This window comes from Novosphingobium resinovorum (assembly GCF_001742225.1).
GTDB classification, from domain to species: Bacteria; Pseudomonadota; Alphaproteobacteria; order Sphingomonadales; family Sphingomonadaceae; genus Novosphingobium; species Novosphingobium resinovorum_A.
The window spans coordinates 191963-207722 of the sequence record NZ_CP017076.1 but is presented as its reverse complement, the minus strand read 5'-3'; the positions used below and the strand labels follow the sequence as shown (position 1 = coordinate 207722).

17 protein-coding genes and 1 pseudogene are annotated in these 15760 nt (G+C 64.8%); 5 read left to right on the top strand and 13 right to left on the bottom strand.

Features of this window, described 5'->3' with window-relative positions; genetic code table 11:
- Positions 1–80: 80 nt before the first annotated feature.
- The 8 genes and pseudogenes from BES08_RS18680 to BES08_RS18650 all read right to left on the bottom strand — a co-directional run bounded on the left by BES08_RS18680 (position 81) and on the right by BES08_RS18650 (position 7850).
- Entirely contained in the window at positions 81–419 is a 339-nt protein-coding gene (locus BES08_RS18680) for a hypothetical protein (protein WP_008832106.1), read from the bottom strand.
- Entirely contained in the window at positions 416–1168 is a 753-nt protein-coding gene (locus BES08_RS18675; RefSeq protein WP_036525200.1) for an SDR family NAD(P)-dependent oxidoreductase, read from the bottom strand. The genes BES08_RS18680 and BES08_RS18675 overlap by 4 nt, the downstream gene beginning before the upstream one ends.
- A gap of 16 nt (positions 1169–1184) precedes the next feature.
- The gene (locus BES08_RS18670) at positions 1185–1733 is read right to left on the bottom strand and encodes a nuclear transport factor 2 family protein (RefSeq protein WP_069709356.1); all 549 of its coding nucleotides are present in this window, start codon (positions 1731–1733) and stop codon (positions 1185–1187) included.
- Positions 1734–1801: 68 nt separating this feature from the next.
- Positions 1802–4297 carry a TonB-dependent receptor gene (locus tag BES08_RS18665; RefSeq protein WP_231958271.1) on the bottom strand — a complete coding sequence of 832 codons (2496 nt, stop codon included), beginning with the start codon at positions 4295–4297 and terminating at the stop codon, positions 1802–1804.
- A 126-nt stretch (positions 4298–4423) separates the two neighbouring features.
- Complete coding sequence (locus tag BES08_RS18660) at positions 4424–5095, bottom strand: TetR/AcrR family transcriptional regulator (RefSeq protein WP_051586784.1); 672 nt, start codon at positions 5093–5095, stop codon at positions 4424–4426.
- A 252-nt stretch (positions 5096–5347) separates the two neighbouring features.
- A pseudogene (locus BES08_RS34095) lies at positions 5348–5555 on the bottom strand (transcriptional regulator); the annotation flags it as partial.
- A gap of 61 nt (positions 5556–5616) precedes the next feature.
- Complete coding sequence (locus BES08_RS18655) at positions 5617–6246, bottom strand: ParB-like protein (RefSeq protein WP_197524480.1); 630 nt, start codon at positions 6244–6246, stop codon at positions 5617–5619.
- A gap of 2 nt (positions 6247–6248) precedes the next feature.
- On the bottom strand, positions 6249–7850 hold the full coding sequence (locus BES08_RS18650) for a SulP family inorganic anion transporter (protein WP_069709354.1): 1602 nt from the start codon (positions 7848–7850) through the stop codon (positions 6249–6251).
- Between BES08_RS18650 and BES08_RS34730 the strand changes: the two genes are divergently transcribed.
- Complete coding sequence (locus BES08_RS34730; RefSeq protein ID WP_202902832.1) at positions 7832–8260, top strand: SDR family NAD(P)-dependent oxidoreductase; 429 nt, start codon at positions 7832–7834, stop codon at positions 8258–8260. The genes BES08_RS18650 and BES08_RS34730 overlap by 19 nt on opposite strands.
- Here the strand turns inward: BES08_RS34730 and BES08_RS18645 are convergent.
- The 4 genes from BES08_RS18645 to BES08_RS18630 are packed head-to-tail and all read right to left on the bottom strand — an operon-like array spanning position 8170 to position 10903.
- Entirely contained in the window at positions 8170–8739 is a 570-nt protein-coding gene (locus BES08_RS18645; RefSeq protein WP_036525206.1) for a DNA-3-methyladenine glycosylase I, read from the bottom strand. The genes BES08_RS34730 and BES08_RS18645 overlap by 91 nt on opposite strands.
- 20 nt (positions 8740–8759) lie before the next feature.
- Positions 8760–9749 (bottom strand): saccharopine dehydrogenase family protein, encoded by a 990-nt coding sequence (locus tag BES08_RS18640; RefSeq protein ID WP_069709353.1) that lies wholly within the window; start codon positions 9747–9749, stop codon positions 8760–8762.
- 1 nt (position 9750) lies between these two features.
- Positions 9751–10146 carry a VOC family protein gene (locus BES08_RS18635; RefSeq protein WP_036525210.1) on the bottom strand — a complete coding sequence of 132 codons (396 nt, stop codon included), beginning with the start codon at positions 10144–10146 and terminating at the stop codon, positions 9751–9753.
- A gap of 13 nt (positions 10147–10159) precedes the next feature.
- Positions 10160–10903 (bottom strand): SDR family NAD(P)-dependent oxidoreductase, encoded by a 744-nt coding sequence (locus BES08_RS18630; protein WP_069709352.1) that lies wholly within the window; start codon positions 10901–10903, stop codon positions 10160–10162.
- A gap of 136 nt (positions 10904–11039) precedes the next feature.
- On the opposite strand from BES08_RS18630, the gene BES08_RS18625 reads away from it, so the two are divergent.
- Positions 11040–11933 carry an AraC family transcriptional regulator gene (locus BES08_RS18625; RefSeq protein ID WP_036525351.1) on the top strand — a complete coding sequence of 298 codons (894 nt, stop codon included), beginning with the start codon at positions 11040–11042 and terminating at the stop codon, positions 11931–11933.
- Here the strand turns inward: BES08_RS18625 and BES08_RS18620 are convergent.
- Positions 11914–12711, bottom strand: coding sequence for an IclR family transcriptional regulator (locus tag BES08_RS18620; protein ID WP_069709351.1), 798 nt, complete (start codon positions 12709–12711; stop codon positions 11914–11916). The two genes, BES08_RS18625 and BES08_RS18620, sit on opposite strands and share 20 nt — an antisense overlap.
- A 129-nt stretch (positions 12712–12840) precedes the next feature.
- On the opposite strand from BES08_RS18620, the gene BES08_RS18615 reads away from it, so the two are divergent.
- The 3 genes from BES08_RS18615 to dmpG are packed head-to-tail and all read left to right on the top strand — an operon-like array spanning position 12841 to position 15600.
- Positions 12841–13626, top strand: a complete 786-nt coding sequence (locus BES08_RS18615; protein WP_036525212.1) for a 2-keto-4-pentenoate hydratase — start codon at positions 12841–12843, stop codon at positions 13624–13626.
- A gap of 4 nt (positions 13627–13630) precedes the next feature.
- Positions 13631–14575 (top strand): acetaldehyde dehydrogenase (acetylating), encoded by a 945-nt coding sequence (locus tag BES08_RS18610; RefSeq protein ID WP_036525214.1) that lies wholly within the window; start codon positions 13631–13633, stop codon positions 14573–14575.
- Complete coding sequence (gene dmpG, locus BES08_RS18605) at positions 14572–15600, top strand: 4-hydroxy-2-oxovalerate aldolase (RefSeq protein WP_036525216.1); 1029 nt, start codon at positions 14572–14574, stop codon at positions 15598–15600. Before BES08_RS18610 ends, dmpG begins: the two co-directional genes overlap by 4 nt.
- Positions 15601–15760 lie beyond the last annotated feature (160 nt).

The window sequence follows — 15760 nt, the reverse complement described above, 5'->3', positions numbered from 1 at the left end:
GCGATTTGCCGTCGATCGCCGGATCAAGGAACGCCGGATGACGAATGAGAGGCTGCCTGTCGAGATGTCGCCCTCGTTCCTCAGACCCGGCTAGCCAACGCCACCACCGCGCAGGAAAGCGTCAGCAGCCCGAGCCGCGCCCATGAGGCACCTTCGCCCAGCCACACCACCGCGAGCAGGATCGCACCCATCGGTACCACGGCCGCCATCAGCGGCATCAACAGGCTGAGCGCGGCGCCCTCGTGCAGTAGCAGCGCCAGGCAGTAGAGCGAGACAACGTAGACCGCCGCGCAAAGCAGCGACCAGCCGGGCGAGGTAAACCCGGCGGTGCGCGCCAGCAGCACGCTCCCGCCGATCTGACCGACCACGACCACCACGAACAGCGCGATCGCTCGCGCCGTAAGGCCCGCCGCAATCATTGCGCCGTCAACCCGCCGTCGACGACGAACTCGCCTCCGGTCACGTACTTGGCGCGGTCCGAAATAAGAAACGCGATCATCTCGCCGATGTCGTCGGGCTCGCCCATGCGCTTCATCGGGATCGCCGCGTTGATGGCGTCATACTGGTCGGGGTTGTCCTCGATCGCGACCTTCTGCATCTCGGTCCAGATCACGCCGGGGTGGACCGAGTTCACACGGATGCCCTTGGCCGCCACTTCCAGCGCCAGCGCCTTGGAATAGAGCCGCACGCCGCCTTTGCTGGCCGCATAGGCCGAGGCGCCGGCAACGCCGACGAGGCCCGCGATCGACGAGAGGTTGACGATCGAGCCCGATCCTTGTGCCTCCATCACCGGCAGCACCGCGCGGCAGCCGAGGTAGACGCTCTTGAGGTTGACGTCGATCTGGCGATCCCAGGCGGCGGAGTCGAGGTCGGCGGTCCACTTGAGCACGGCGATGCCGGCATTGTTGACGAGGCCGTCGATGCGGCCGGTCTCGCCGCTGACCTGCGCGATCAGCGCGGCCCAGCCCGCCTCGTCGGTGACGTCCTGCGCGAGGCCGGTTGCAGTCAGGCCCTCGGCGCGCAGTTCTTCCGCGCGGGCGGCGGCGGCATCGCCGTCGAGGTCGGTGAGGGTGACGGCATGGCCCTGCCGCGCGAGCAGGCGGGCGGTGGCGAAGCCGAGGCCGCCGGCCGATGCTGCGCCGGTGACGATAATGGTCTTGCTGGTCATGAAGGTCTTCTCCGGGTCAGGCGTTTTTCAGCCAGTCGCAATCGTAGGAACGGTCCTGAGTATCGTGGCGGCCGAGCAGGCAGGCGGCGAGATCGGTGGACAGGATGCCGTCGGCGGCGATGTCCTTGCGTGCCCAGTCGACGAATTCGCTGCGATGGGCGAAGCGCCATTCCGGGCCGGAGGGGGTATCGCGCCGTTCGTAGCGGTCGAGATAGCGACCGCTGATGATGAGGTCGGTCGCCACCCCATCATCAAGGATGCGGTGGAAGGCATAGTAGTAGACTTCGCCAAAGGCGCGGTTCGGGTCGGCCTCGTCGAATTGAATATGGTGCTGGCCGATGATGTGCTGGTTGGCGAGATGCTCTGTCAGCAGGCCTTGCGCGAAGTCCACGAAGTCCGGGCCGCTTCCTGCGAAGATGCCGTAATCGGTGGTCGAATCCGGCCAGAACGTACCCAGCTGCAGCGCGTGGTCGAGGCGGTCCTGCCCGCGCATGTAGCGCATGGCGAGGTCGCGTATGTCGTCCTTGGCGATGAGCGCGGCGAGCCTGCTGTCGGTATCGGTCATGATGCTGTCCTCTCCCCCGGCGCCCGGGTCTGAGCCGGGCGCCGGGTTTCACGATTACGCCCTGCCGTTCAGAACCGTACGCTGGCCTGCAGTTGCACGGTGCGCGGAAGGTTCACGAAGCCGATCTGGTCGGCGATGCGCGTGGTGCCGGTGTTGGGACCGTCGATGGCGCCGCCGACGATGAACTGGTTCGTCAAGTTCTTGCCGATCAGGGCCAGTTCGAAGCGCTCGTCGTCGAACTTGACGCGGATGGTGCCGTCCACTGTCAGGTACTTGGCCTGGCCCGAAAGCGGATGCGCGAAGCTGGAGGCGAGGTAGGAACTGGAATAGCGCGTGTCGATCGTCGCGCCCAGCTTTGTGCCGGTGCCGATGTCGGTCTCGTAGCCGATGCCGAACGAGCCGGTCCAGCGCGGCGCGACGGCGGTGGGCGCGCCGCTCAGGTCCTGACCGGGGGCGGCGGGCGAGTCCGGATTGGGCTGGAACACGGTGTTACAGCCCTGCGCCGCCGTCTGCCCGCCATAGCACGGGGCGATGTATTCGAGGTAACGCGCCTTGTTGTAGTTGATCGAGCCGTGCAGGTTCAGGCCCGGCACCGCATAAGGCGCGAACTCGAATTCCAGCTCCACGCCCCTGGTGCGCGCGGCGCCTGCGTTGGTGGTGATGAACGCGAACGTGGCGGGGTTGAAGAAGTCCACCTGCAGGTCGGTGTACTTGTAGCTGTAGACGTCGAAGTTCAGGCGCAGCTGGTTGTCGACCAGCTTGGTCTTGATGCCGACTTCGAAACCGCGCGCCTTTTCCGGTTTGAAGGCGACGTCGCTGGGCACGGTCCCGGCGCTGACGAAGCCGGAGTTGGAGAACCCGCCCGACTTGTAAGCGGTCTTGTACGCGCCGTAGACAGTCACGTCGTCGGTCGGCTTCCAGGTCAGGGTGGCTTCGGGCGACCAGTTGTTGAAGGTCTGGTCGGCCGCGATCGTCTTGTTTTCCGGGAACAGGAACTGCAGCGCGGCATTCACGTACGGCTGGACAAGGTAGCTGTCCTTGGTCTCGTGAATGTAGCGCACGCCCGCTGCGGCTTCGAGGTTGGACAGAATCTTCCAGGTCGCCTGACCATAGGCCGACAACGTCTCGCCGTGAGTCTCGGAATGCTTGAAATAGCCGAGGTATTCATACTCGGCCGGCGCGGTCGAATCCGAAACGTTGCCGAACGAGCCGGTCTGGCGGTGGTTGCGGTGGGTCTTCTGGTAATAGGCACCGGCAAGCAGGTTGATCGGCCCGTCGAACTTGGTCTGCGCGCGCAGTTCGCTGGAGAAGGCGTGGAACAACGACCGCTCGGTCGATGGGGCGGCGGCGCTGCTGCTCGACACGAAGGTGCAATCGCAGGCCCACTGGTTGGTGTTGCGGTTGAAGTTGTTGACCCAGGTGATGTCGACGTCCTTCAGCGCATACTCCGCCGTGCCGGTGACCGCCCAGCTGCTGTACTTGTTGTAGAGCGCGCCGTCATCGCGCGACCATGGGTTGGTGCCCGCGAGGTCCTCGGGGAAGTAGTTCTGGTAGACCTGGAATTTCTTCTCGCACTTGATCAAGGGATTGGTTTCATAAGTGCCGCCGACGCAGCCGAAGGGTACGTAGTTCCACGAGTTGTTGTTGTTCTTCGAGGTCGAGCCGTTGGCCTTGACGGTGAATTTGAAGTCGTTGCCCGGGTCCCAGACCAGCGTGACGCGGCCCAGCAGTTCCTTGTTGCCGGGATTGTCGCCGTCATAGGCAGGCGCGAAGTGCGAGGTGGTGACGCCGGTGGCGATGTCGGTGGTGTTGTAGGTCTTGTCGACCCCGGCATTCCTGAAATAGCCGCCCCACATGTTCGAGGCACGCACCGCGACGCGTAATCCCAACGTGTCGGTCAGCGGGCCGGAGCCGACGAATTCGCCGACCAGTTCCTTGGCGCGGAACTCGTAGCCGAGCTTGGCCTTGAATTCGGGGGTCGAAGTCGGATCGGCGGTACGCAGAGAGATCACCCCCGCCGTAGCGTTCTTGCCGAAGAACAGCGACTGCGGGCCCTTGAGCACCTCGACGCCGTCGAGATCGAGAAAGCCTTCATTGATGACGCGGCCCTGGCCGTAGTAGACGCCGTCCACCACCACCGCGACCGACTGCTCGATGCCGATCGAGGTCGAAGACGAACCGATACCGCGCAAGGTAAGCTGCGCGCCCGAACCGTTCGAGGAGCGGCCGATCGTGAACTGCGGCGTCTGCGTGGAGATCTTCTCCAGGCTGGTCATGTCGTAGCGTTCGAGCGTCTCGGCGCTGAGCGCGGTGACGGCGACAGGCACGTCCTGCAGGCTTTCCGCACGGCGGCGCGCAGTCACGACGATGTCGTTCAGGCCGCCTTCGGCATGCTGCGGGCCGATTGCGGAAGCGGCTTCGGGAGTGGCTGCAGGCGGCGTCGCGCCGGCTGTGGTCGTCGCTGCCTCTTGGGCACCGGCGGATGCGGATGCGAATGTGAATGCCGATGCGAATACCCCGGCCATAAGCGCGGCGCGTGCAGACGGTCCTGCCGTTCCAGACATGAAAAGCTCCTTTCCCCTTTGACCGGAGAAGGGCCTGTTATGACCTGTTCGCCCTCCCGGTTGCCTCTATGCTGAGACTGCCGGCAGAGTACCTCAGTTAAAAAATGCAGCTGACTGCAATTAGTGCTAGGCACCGCCGCCGAGGGCACGGGTGAGAGCACGGGCTTCGTCGCGCAGTTGCGCGCCCAGCTTGCCCTCGGCGTAAGGCAGGACGATCTGGCAGATCGCCAGACGCAGGTGCGCTTCCAGCGCGGCGTCGGCGATCTCGTTCTTGGCCCACAGCAGGATCGTCGCGACCATGCGCATGCAAACCAGGCGCGAAACCAGGCCGACGTCCTCAAGCGCCAGCACCCCCGCTTCGGCCATCGCCCGCAGCGCGCCGCCCGCGAAGCGCTCGTAGACGTCGGGCAGGCCGACAAGGTCGGCGTGCTCGATGAGGATGGGAGCGAGAGCGCGGGCAAGTTCGGGCGCCTCGAAAGTCTTTTCGGCGAGGCGTGCGGGCAGTTCGCGAAAGAACGCCATGCCGTCCCCGCCGCCGTGCACGGAGGCGGCATGGGCGATCGTCTCCTCGCTGCGCTCGCGCACGGTGGCGGCGAACAGGCGGTCCTTCGAGCCGTAGATATTGAACAGCGTCCGTTCGGCCACCCCGGCGGCCTCGGCAATGAGCCGCATCGAAAGCGCCTCGCCGCCGTGCCGGGCCAGCAGTGCGAAGGTCGCAGCCCGCACCCGCTCGCGCCGCTCGCGCTGGCGCGGCGTGAGTCTGCGCCCGATTGTCTGACCATCCGATATTGCGTCCATCACACGACGTTTAAGTCGTAAACGCAAGAACGTCACCATCGAGTGACCGCCATCGAGCCGTGCGGCATACCACATCGTCGGGCCCGGGCACTCACCGTGCCGGGCAGGTTACGCCTTCATCGCGGACACACTTCTCTCCTCTGAAGAAGAGGGGCAAGGGATTGGCAGCGCAGGCATAGCACTACGATAGGTCCGGCCAAGCGGGTTATGGTAGATCACGATATCGATCATCGTTGCCTCTTCAGCAGCAGGTAATTCGGCCGGAAGCGGCTCGCACAGTTCGGCGCGCCCCTGGCAGCAATCCTTGGCCAGACACACCATTCAGTTCGTGCGGCGCGTCGAGGTTGGCGCGCTGAATCTGCTGCCAGCCACGTTTCTCGGAGAACACCAGCCCTGCCTTCACCATCACGGCGAGGTGCGTCGAGAACGTGCTCTGGGCCCGCCCGGATGACTCGACCAGTGCGCAGCCTTAGAGCGATTGATCCCGTGTAACCGGATCGAAAACCGCTCTAACTGGCAGTTCAACGGATCGGGCTTTGCCCGGCCCACCCGGGCAGATGCTGGGCATCCCGTTCACGCGCGAGGATCAGCGCGTGTGCGACCGCCTCTGGATATTCGCTGTCCAGCGCCTTCCTGCGGATGTGATCGCGAAAATAGTCCGCCCAGAGAAATTCGGAATAGGGCGTCTGCGTCTTGGCGAAGCCGCCTGCCTCTCGCACGTCGCCGGCCAGGGAGCGATAGGGATCATCGATCAGCCCCCCGACATGGTGCGGAATATCCTTCCATGGGCAGGGGCGCCCTTCCTCATCATAAGGATGCAGCCAGTTATGCGCGTCCATGAAAGCGAAAAAGCGTTTCTTTGGCAGATGATCGAGCCGGGCGAGGATGGAGATCAGCACCATTTCCACGCCCTCCAGATGCAGCGCCAGCGCAAGATGATGATGATCGACGATCCACGGCCGCTTTTCGGGGCCAATCACCGCCGGGATCATGCGCTCGCCCAGATAGCGCCCGGCTTCGTCGTGCGGCCGCTCACGCCAAGCTCGCGCCTTGCGCTCCACCTCGCGCATGCCGACTGTCATCTGGGTAGGGCGCAGGTCGCTGATCTTCACCGGGTCCAGTATCGGCTGGATGAGGGTCGCGATCGCCATCGTCAGTTCTCCTTCAACGCCAAATCGGCGGCGTCCGCAACGCTATAGGTGCCGGTGGATGCCAGTTCATCCTGTCCGCTCGCACGCAATATTCCGCGCACCCGGTCATGCGCGCGGGCCAGGATGAGGCGACAGTTTATCGTACGCAAGGCCGTGGCAAACTCGCCCAGCGCCTCTACGGCCGTGCTGTCGAGATCGTCGCTCTCCTCCAGGCTCAGGATCAATGTGCCAGGCTTCCTCTGCCGCGCTCTGTCGGCCATGGCCCGCAGCACGCTCTCGGCATTGGCGAAGATCAGCGGAGCGTTGGGCCGGACGATTATGATACCCGGCAGCGCCGATGTGTCGGGATGGCGCTGACGATCGACGAAGTCATGGCCATCACCCACTCGCCCCAGTTCGCTGAAGGACGGATGCGACAGACGATAGAGCAGTTCGACGATCGACAACGCGATGGCCGCCAGCATGCCGTTGAGTACGCCGAGTGCCAGCACGCCCAGTGTTGCCGTCACTGCCACCCACTGGTCCCGCTGGAGGTGGAACAGCCAGAGCAGCGGCGCGGGCGAGAGAGCATGGGTCAGCGCGCCGATCACCACGGCGGCGAGAACCGGCTCCGGAATATGGGCGATGAGCGGCGTCGCGAACAGAGCGAGGGCCAGAAGCGCCAGGCTGGCCGTCAAAGCAGCCATGCGGCCGGTCGCGCCGGCACTCGCATTGGCATTGCCGGCGGAAAAGCCCGCGCCCACCGGCATGCCGTGCGCCAGGGCAGAAAGGCTGTTGGCAAGGCCGAGCCCGGCCAGTTCCCGATTAGGGTTCACGCTGTCGCCATGCGCCAATGCAAGGCCGCGGATGGTGCCCCAGCTTTCGGCAAAAAGGATGAGCGCGATCGGAGCGGCCAACTGGGTCAGGCGCGCCCATGTCGAAAAATCGTCGGGCAGACGTAAATCCGAGAAGGCGAGCGCGACCGGTCCCGCCTCCGCCACGCCCCATGCCGACAGGTCCATGGCTTGCCCCAGTGCGATCCCGGCAAGGATCACCAGCAAGGCAGCAGGAATACGCGGCGCGCGGCGCAGCAAGAGCAAAGCACACAGCGCGCCCACTCCGATCAGGATGCTCGGCCAGTGCCAGCGCCCGACCTGTGCCCCAAGGCCATCGAGCACCGAGAGGATGGAACCCCCATCAACGCGTACACCTGCGATGTTGGGCAATTGCTTGATGATGATCGTGATCGCCAGTCCGAAGGTGAAGCCGCGCAGGACGGGGCGGGAGATGAAGTCGGACAGCCCGCCGACCCGAAAGGCCGCAAGGCCCAGGAATATAACGCCCGCAATCAGCGTGAGCGCCGTCGCCATCATTCCCCTGTCTGCAGCATTTGCATTCAGGCCGATCAGCGCGGCGGCAAGGATCGCGGCCGAGGAGGATGTCGGCGAGACGATGGCATAGCGGCTGCGACCGACGACCAGATAGGCGAGCCCACCGGCGATTCCGGCTGCCAGCGCGCGACCGGGGGGCAGGCCCGCTATCCCGGCATAGGCAATCCCTTCGGGCAGGACGAGGCCGGCCACGGATAGCCCAGCCACCACGTTCCGTGCGATCGATTGCTGCATCGCGCTGCCTCCTCCCGGCTATTCCGTGTAATGCCGACATCACCGGGGGGCAATCGCCAGCGCGGATTACGGCCTGCCCAAACCTGGCGATCGAATATCGGTTGCTGCATGACTGCACTGGGCCAGCCAGTTCCGAAGCATTCTACCCGTCTTTCGATGGCGTCATTGCGCAGCACTGCAAGCTGGATATTGTTGTCAACAATGCCGGCGTCGCGCGGTTCGAGATGGCCGATAGCCTGACCCAAGACACCTTCCACAAGCAGTTCAATGTCAATGTGCTCGCCTATTTTCTCCAAGGGTGCGCGCGGTGTCTGAAGCATCAGGGCCGGGTCTGGCCTGAAATCTGCGCCTTGCGGAAGCAGGCGGGGACGTGGTCGTTGGTGATGCCGACGGCCTGCATCCAGGCGTAAACGATCGTCGGCCCGACGAACTTGAAGCCTCGGGCCTTCAGGTCCTTCGAGAGGATCGCCGACAGCGCGGTCTGCGCATCGGTGACCTTGCCCTCGATCGGCGTGCCCGAAGTAAAGGACCAGCAATAGGCGGCGAAATCCTCGCCGCGATCCTGCATCTCGTTGTAGATTTGCGCGCCCCGGATCGTCGCTTCGATCTTGGCTCGTGCCCGGACAATGCCGGGATCGCCCATGAGGCGTTCGATATCCTGCCCGTTGAACAGGGCGACCTTCTGAGGATCGAACCCGGCGAAGGCTGCGCGGAACGCCTCGCGCTTGCGCAGGATGATCTCCCAGGAAAGTCCGGCCTGGAAACCTTCCAGCATCAGCGTCTCCCACAGCATGCGGGAATCGCGTTCGGGCACGCCCCATTCGGTATCGTGGTACTGCTGCATAAGCGGGTTCGATCCCGCCCAGCCGCAGCGTTGCTTGTCGTCCATAGTCGGCTCCTCCTGTCGCGTCACTGATCGACTATACGCGTATCGGCGATTGTCTCTGCAAAGCCGTTGCCGAACAGCGTGGCCGGGGTCTGGAAGCCCGGCCGCGCCTCGCCGCCGATGACCCGCCGTGCCGCTTCCGCCGCGGCGATCGTCGTGAAGGTATAACCGTTTACGGTATCGAGCAGCGAGCGAACCACGGTTCCGTCCCTACCCGTCACTTCCACTGCCGCATGGTAGCGATTGGCTTCGCGCTGTTCCAGCGTGGGACCATCCGGCATTTGCGCCAGATCGCCCTCGGGGAAGGCGCCTTCCGCGACATATACGAACGTCTCGATGTTCGGGATGCCCGTGGAGTGCCAGATCGTGATGAGATCGGGCAGCGTCACCGGGAAGGCCATGGCCGGGCCCTTGCCGAAATCGAAGGCGCGGACCTCATCCGCATTGCGGCCGACCAGCGCGCCGTCGATGCGGTGAAGCGTCTGCGCCGTCACGTTCTCGCTGGCGCTGACCGCCGACCCGCGCGAGAAGCCGCCGGTTACATGCAGCGCGATGCTGAGCCTGATGGGACCGGCAACCCGCTTAGCCGCGTGTCCGGCCAGCGATCCGAGCATTGCCACGCTGCCGCCGCATCCGGGCAACAGCATGATACCCTTCGCCCGGGCCTCAGCATCCAGCGTTTCGGCAAGCCGGTAGCTGTCCATCTCGGCCGCAATGTCGAGATAGTGGACTCCGGCTGCCAGGCATGCACGCATCAGCGGCTCAGCCGTGTGCATGAAAGGCCCGGCGCAGTTCACCAGCACGCCGATGCCGTCCATCGCCGCGTGCGCAGCGGCGCGATCGTCGGCCGTGAACAGCCGGTACTCCGCGCCGAGTTCCGCGGCGAGCAGTTCGAGCCTGCCTTGGTCCTTCACTCGTCCGGCGATCACGAAGTCCAGCCCGTGCGCCTTCGCGTTAGCGCAGACCATGCGCCCGGTGTACCCGGCCGCGCCGTAGATGATCAGTTTCGTCATGTCAGTGCTGCCAGTTCTTGTAGGTGAATTCGAGGCTGTATCCGTCCGGATCGAGCACGTTCGCGGCGTAATAGCGTGGATCGTAATAGAGCCGGGGGCCGGGCGGTCCATTGTCGGTCGCGCCCGCGGCGATGGCGGCGGCATAGGCGGCATCCACCTCCGCTTGCGAACTGGCGATAAAGCCGACATGCGCCGCCTTGCCCTCGACGGTGCCCTCCCGCAACCAGAAAGCCATCCGGTTGTCCTTGCCGAACCCCTTGAGGTCCGGATGCCCGGGAGGGCCGTCCTTTCCATCGTAATCGACCCGCTGCGTGATCCCCAGCGGTGTCAGTACGGCGGTGTAGAAGGCGACCGCGCGATCGAGATCGCTGACCGACAGGAAGACGTGATCGAGCATGTGGCTCTCCCGTTCAGATGATGTAGCCGCCGGCGATTTCGATCGACTGCGCATTGACCCAACGATTGTGATCGGAAAACAGCCCCGCGATGGCACCGCCGACGTCGTCCGGTTCGCCGACCCGGCCGAGCGCGGTCTGCCCGGCCAGCATGGCCTCGAACTCGTCATCGAGACCGCCGCCCAGATCGGTGCGGATTGCGCCCGGTGCGATGGAATTGGCACGGATGCCGCGATGCCCGAACTCCTTCGCCATGTAGCGGGTAAGCACTTCGAGCCCGCCCTTGAAGCTGGCGTAAGGGGCGACACCGGCGGTCGCGACGCGGGTTGTGGCGCTGGCGACATTCACGATATGCCCGCCATTGGCCATGAGCGGCGGCAGCGTCTGCGTCAGGAAGAACGGTCCCTTGAGGTGCACGGCGAACAGGCCGTCGAACTCCGCTTCCGTGACCGTCGCGATCGGATTGAAGACGCCGTAACCCGCGTTGTTGACGAGGCCGTCGAAATCCTCGCGGCCCCAGTGGGTCTTCAGCGCGGCACCGACGGCATCGCGGAAGGCGAGAAACACGGAGGTGTCAGCGACGTCGAGCTTCAGTGCGGCCGCCTTGCCGCCATCCGCCTCGATCCCGGCCACGACGGCCTCGGCACAGGCGGGGTTGCTGTTGTAGGTGAGGATCACCCCCATGCCTTCCCTGGCGCAAAGGCGGGCGGCGCTGGCACCGATGCCCCGGCTTCCACCGGTGATGATGACGATTTTCATTGGGTAGTTCCTCGCGATGTTGTCGAGCCTTGAACTACGCCGACGAGCCGGACGGCGCTCACCGGATCCTCTTCGATCCATGCCTATTTCTGCTTTTGACTTGGCCGGGTGAACTGCGCGTGAGATGGTCATGCGCATGAACGCGAACCTCACCGAACTGCGCCGCCTGGCCGCGCATGCCGAGAACCGGCGCACCGACACAAGCATACCCCGGGTCGCGATGGTGCAGGGCGAAATTCCCGAACATCAACTGGCGGCGGTCTACGATCCGATGATCAACCTCATTCTCACCGGATCGAAGACGATGACGGTCGGAGACCGCACTCTGCGCTACGATCCGGCCACCTACTTCGTGATGTCGATCGACCTTCCGGCGGTGGGCTCGGTTCACCCGACCGAGACCGGCGAGCCCTATCTGGCAGTGAGCCTCACGCTGGAGCCGACGATCGTTGCGAACCTGCTGGTCGACCTGCCCAAACCTGCCGGAGGCGATCTCTACAGCCCCGGTTTTTCGATTGCGCCGGTGACGGACGAACTGCTCGACGCCTGGCTGCGCATGCTGCGCCTGATGGAGCGCCCCGCCGATATCGCTGCTCTCGCTCCCGCCTATGAACGTGAAATCCTCTACCGCGTCCTCCAGGGACCGCATGGCTGGATGCTGCGTGACATTGCTGCGCCTGGCACCGCGCTCTCGCGCGTCAGCATCGCCATCCAATGGATACGTGAGAATTTCACCAGGCCGCTGAGAGTCGAGGCCCTGGCCGCGATGGCGGCACTCAGCGTTTCCGCGTTTCACCGGCACTTCAAGGCAGTCACGGCGCTTAGTCCGCTTCAGTATCAGAAGCGGATTCGGTTGCTGCATGCCCGGTCGTTGCTGATCGCCGGAGAGGGAAACGCGACCTCGGTTTCATTCGGCGTAGGCTACGAAAGCCCCACCCAGTTCAGCCGGGAGTATGCCCGCTATTTCGGGACGCCACCATCGAAGGATACGCTGCAGATTGTGGGCAGGGTCAATTCGAAGAGGCCGTAGCTGGCGGCACCACATCAAGAGCTTGGACGCCACGGCTATACCTGAGAATGATAAATCGACCATTGAACGACCGGCCAAAGGCCCGTTGCTCCAACACGCCTCGCGCCTCTTCCAGCAACGGCAGCGCTGCTTCCAAGTCCACCGAATGGCCTGGTCCGATCGACCGTGAGGCGGAAATCGCCGCGACGACCATGCCGTTCGCATCCCGCAGCGGCACGGCGATGCATGCCAGCCCTTCGCTGATCTCTTCACGGTCACAGGCGAAACCCAACCGGCGCACCGCAGCAAACTCTTTCGCAAGCGCGCGTGGCTCGGTGATCGTATGCGCAGTCAACTGAACGAACGGACCGGCCTCCAGATAGCGGGCCTGCTCCCCGTCCGGCAGATGCGCCAGCAGGACCTTGCCGATCGCGGAGCAATAGGCTTCCAGCTGCATCCCCACTTTCGTGAACAAGTCGCCGCCCGCCTTGACGCGGTACGTCACCATATCGCCGTCGAGAGTGCCCAGTTGAACCACACAGTCCAGTCGCCTCGCGAAGTCGGGCAACAATTGGCGGCCGATACCGGACAGCACCTCCGGCACGCTGATCCGGCCCGCGAAGGCGAGCATTCGCGGGCCGGCAACATGACGCCCGCCTCCAACCGGCGTCAGCAACCCTGCGTCACGCAACGCGGCAAGATGCCGGTGCATGGTTGCCACGGGCACATTGAGACCGCCCGCAAGCGATGAGGCGCGGCTGCGCCCGCCATCGACCAGGACCGCTTCCAGCAAGTCCATTGCCCGCTCGAAAGATGAAAGGCGTGGCATTCCATTTCTCATATTGTGAGAAGTAAACCTGCTAGCCAACTGGCGCAAGTCATGCCGCGCATCTATGCTCGACGGCAAGCGAGAGGGAGACCATCGGTAATGACCGAAACACCGCACGAGAGCCTGGCGAAAAGGCTGCGCGACGCATACGTCGCGGGCGCCGTACCGCCGCTACGAGATGGACTTGAGCCGGTGGATGCGGCGGGCGCCTATGCCGTGCAGGAGATCAACACGCGTCACTGGCAGGCACAGGGCCGTCGCATCGTCGGCAGGAAGGCGGGGCTGACGGCAAAGACGGTCCAGCTACAACTCGGGGTCGATCAACCGGATTTCGGCGTCCTGTTCGATGACATGCGCATCGCTGATGGCGGGCGCCTCGCGGCTTCCCGGACGATCCAGCCGAAGGCCGAAGCCGAGATCGCGCTCGTGCTGGCACGCGACCTGCCGGACGACACGACCACCGCCGCGCAGGTGGGCGCGGCGACGGGCTCGGTTCACGCCGCGATCGAGATCGTCGATTCCCGCATCGCCGACTGGAAGATCACCTTTGCCGATACCGTGGCGGACAATGGATCGTCCGCCTTCTTCGTGATCGCAGAGGAAGGCGTTCCGATCGCCGGGCGCGACTTGTGGAGTTGCGGCATGGTGATGACGGTGAACGGCGCGATCGCATCGATCGGCGCTGGCGCTGCCGCCCTCGGCCATCCGCTCGAAGCGGCCGCCTGGCTGGCACGCACGCTGGCGGCACGGGGCGATCCGCTCAAGGCAGGCGACATACTGCTTACCGGCGCACTGGGGCCGATGGTGCCTCTCTCGCCGGGAGATCAGGTGCGCGCCGTGGTCGGCGGCATCGGCGAATGCGCTTTCAGCTTCGGCGGAGAATGACGCCATGAGCAGAACCAAAGTCGCGATCATCGGCTCGGGGAACATCGGCACCGACCTGATGATGAAGATCATGCGGCTCTCGAAGACGCTCGAGGTGGCCGCGATGATCGGCGTCGATCCGTCCTCGGACGGCCTCGCACGCGCCGAGCGCATGGGCATCGCCACCAGCAGCGCGGGGATCGACGGGCTGCTCGCCCTGCCCGGCTTCGACGAGATCGGCATCGTCTTCGACGCCACGTCCGCAGGCGCGCACGAGCGGCACGATGCCGTCCTGCGCGGGCATGGCAAGCGCGTGGTCGATCTCACCCCCGCCGCGATAGGGCCTTTCGTGGTGCCGCCGGTCAACGGCGCGGCGCATCTCGATGCCGCCAACGTCAATATGGTGACCTGCGGCGGACAGGCGACGATCCCGATCGTCCACGCCATCAACCGCGTAGCGCCTGTGCACTATGCCGAGATCGTTGCCTCGATCGCCTCGAAAAGCGCAGGTCCGGGCACGCGCGCCAACATCGACGAATTCACCGAGACGACCAGCCGCGCCATCGTCGAGATCGGCGGCGCCACGCGGGGCAAGGCGATCATCGTGCTCAACCCCGCGGAACCGCCGCTCATCATGCGCGACACAGTGCTGTGCCTGTGTGAAGACGCGGACCGCGAAGCGATCGCCGAAAGCATCGCCGCCATGGTCGCGCAGGTCCAGGAATACGTCCCCGGATACCGCCTGAAGCAAGCGGTCCAGTTCGAAAGCATCGGCTCCAACCGCCCCTTGCGCATTCCCGAAATGGCATCGACCGGCCGGACCGAATTCACCGGCCTAAAGGTTTCCGTCTTCCTCGAGGTGGAGGGCGCGGCGCATTACCTGCCCGCTTATGCCGGCAACCTCGATATCATGACCTCGGCGGCCCTGCGCACGGCCGAGCGGATCGCCATGAAGGAGGCCGCCCTGTGACCCCCGCCAAGCCAAAGCTCTATATCCAGGACGTCACCCTGCGCGACGGGATGCACGCGATCCGTCACCAGTACGGCCTCGACCACGTCCGGTCGATCGCGCGCGCGCTCGACCGTGCCGGGGTGGATGCGATCGAAGTGGCGCACGGCGACGGGCTCAGCGGGTCCTCGTTCAACTACGGGTTCGGCGCGCATACCGACTGGGAATGGCTGGAAGCGGTGGCAGAAGTGCTGGAAAGCGCGGTGCTGACAACGCTGCTGCTCCCGGGGATCAGCACGGTCCATGACCTCAAACAGGCGCACGACCTGGGCGTCCGCTCGGTCCGCATCGCGACGCACTGCACCGAGGCGGACGTATCGCGCCAGCATATCGAGGCGGCGCGCGGCCTCGACATGGACGTGTCCGGCTTCCTGATGATGAGCCATATGGCAGAGCCGGAAGTACTGGCCCGGCAGGCGCTCCTGATGGAGCAATACGGCGCCCACTGCGTCTACGTCACCGACAGCGGCGGCGCGATGAACATGGACGACTACGCGGCGCGGCTGCAGGCTTACGACCGGGTGCTCAAGCCGGAAACGCAGCGCGGCGTGCATGCGCACCACAACCTCTCGCTCGGAGTGGCGAACTCCATCGTCGCTGTGCAGAACGGCGCGGTGCGCGTCGATGCCTCGCTGGCGGGGATGGGCGCGGGGGCAGGCAATGCCCCGCTCGAAGTGTTCATCGCCGCTGCGGACCGCAACGGCTGGGACCACGGCTGCGATCTCTACGCGCTGATGGACGCGGCAGAGGATCTGGTTCGCCCTCTGCAGGACCGCCCCGTGCGCGTCGATCGCGAGACGCTGACGCTCGGCTATGCCGGGGTCTACTCCAGCTTCCTGCGCCATGCGGAAAAAGCCAGCGCCGATCACGGCGTCGACACCCGCGCCATTCTTGTCGAGGCCGGGCGTCGCAAGATGGTCGGCGGGCAGGAGGACATGATCGTCGATATCGCGCTCGACCTCGCGCGGGCACCATCGGCGCAGTGAAAAGAAGACCTGGTCCGTTTTCAGTGGACCAGGTCTTTCGAGTCATAGGAGAGAGACCGCCTGAAGCGATCCGGTCGAACCGGAAGACAGGCACCGCCTGCGGAGGCGATGCGCTTCCCGTGGATGTGAGGTCCGACGATTCCAACCTCGCATAAAGTTC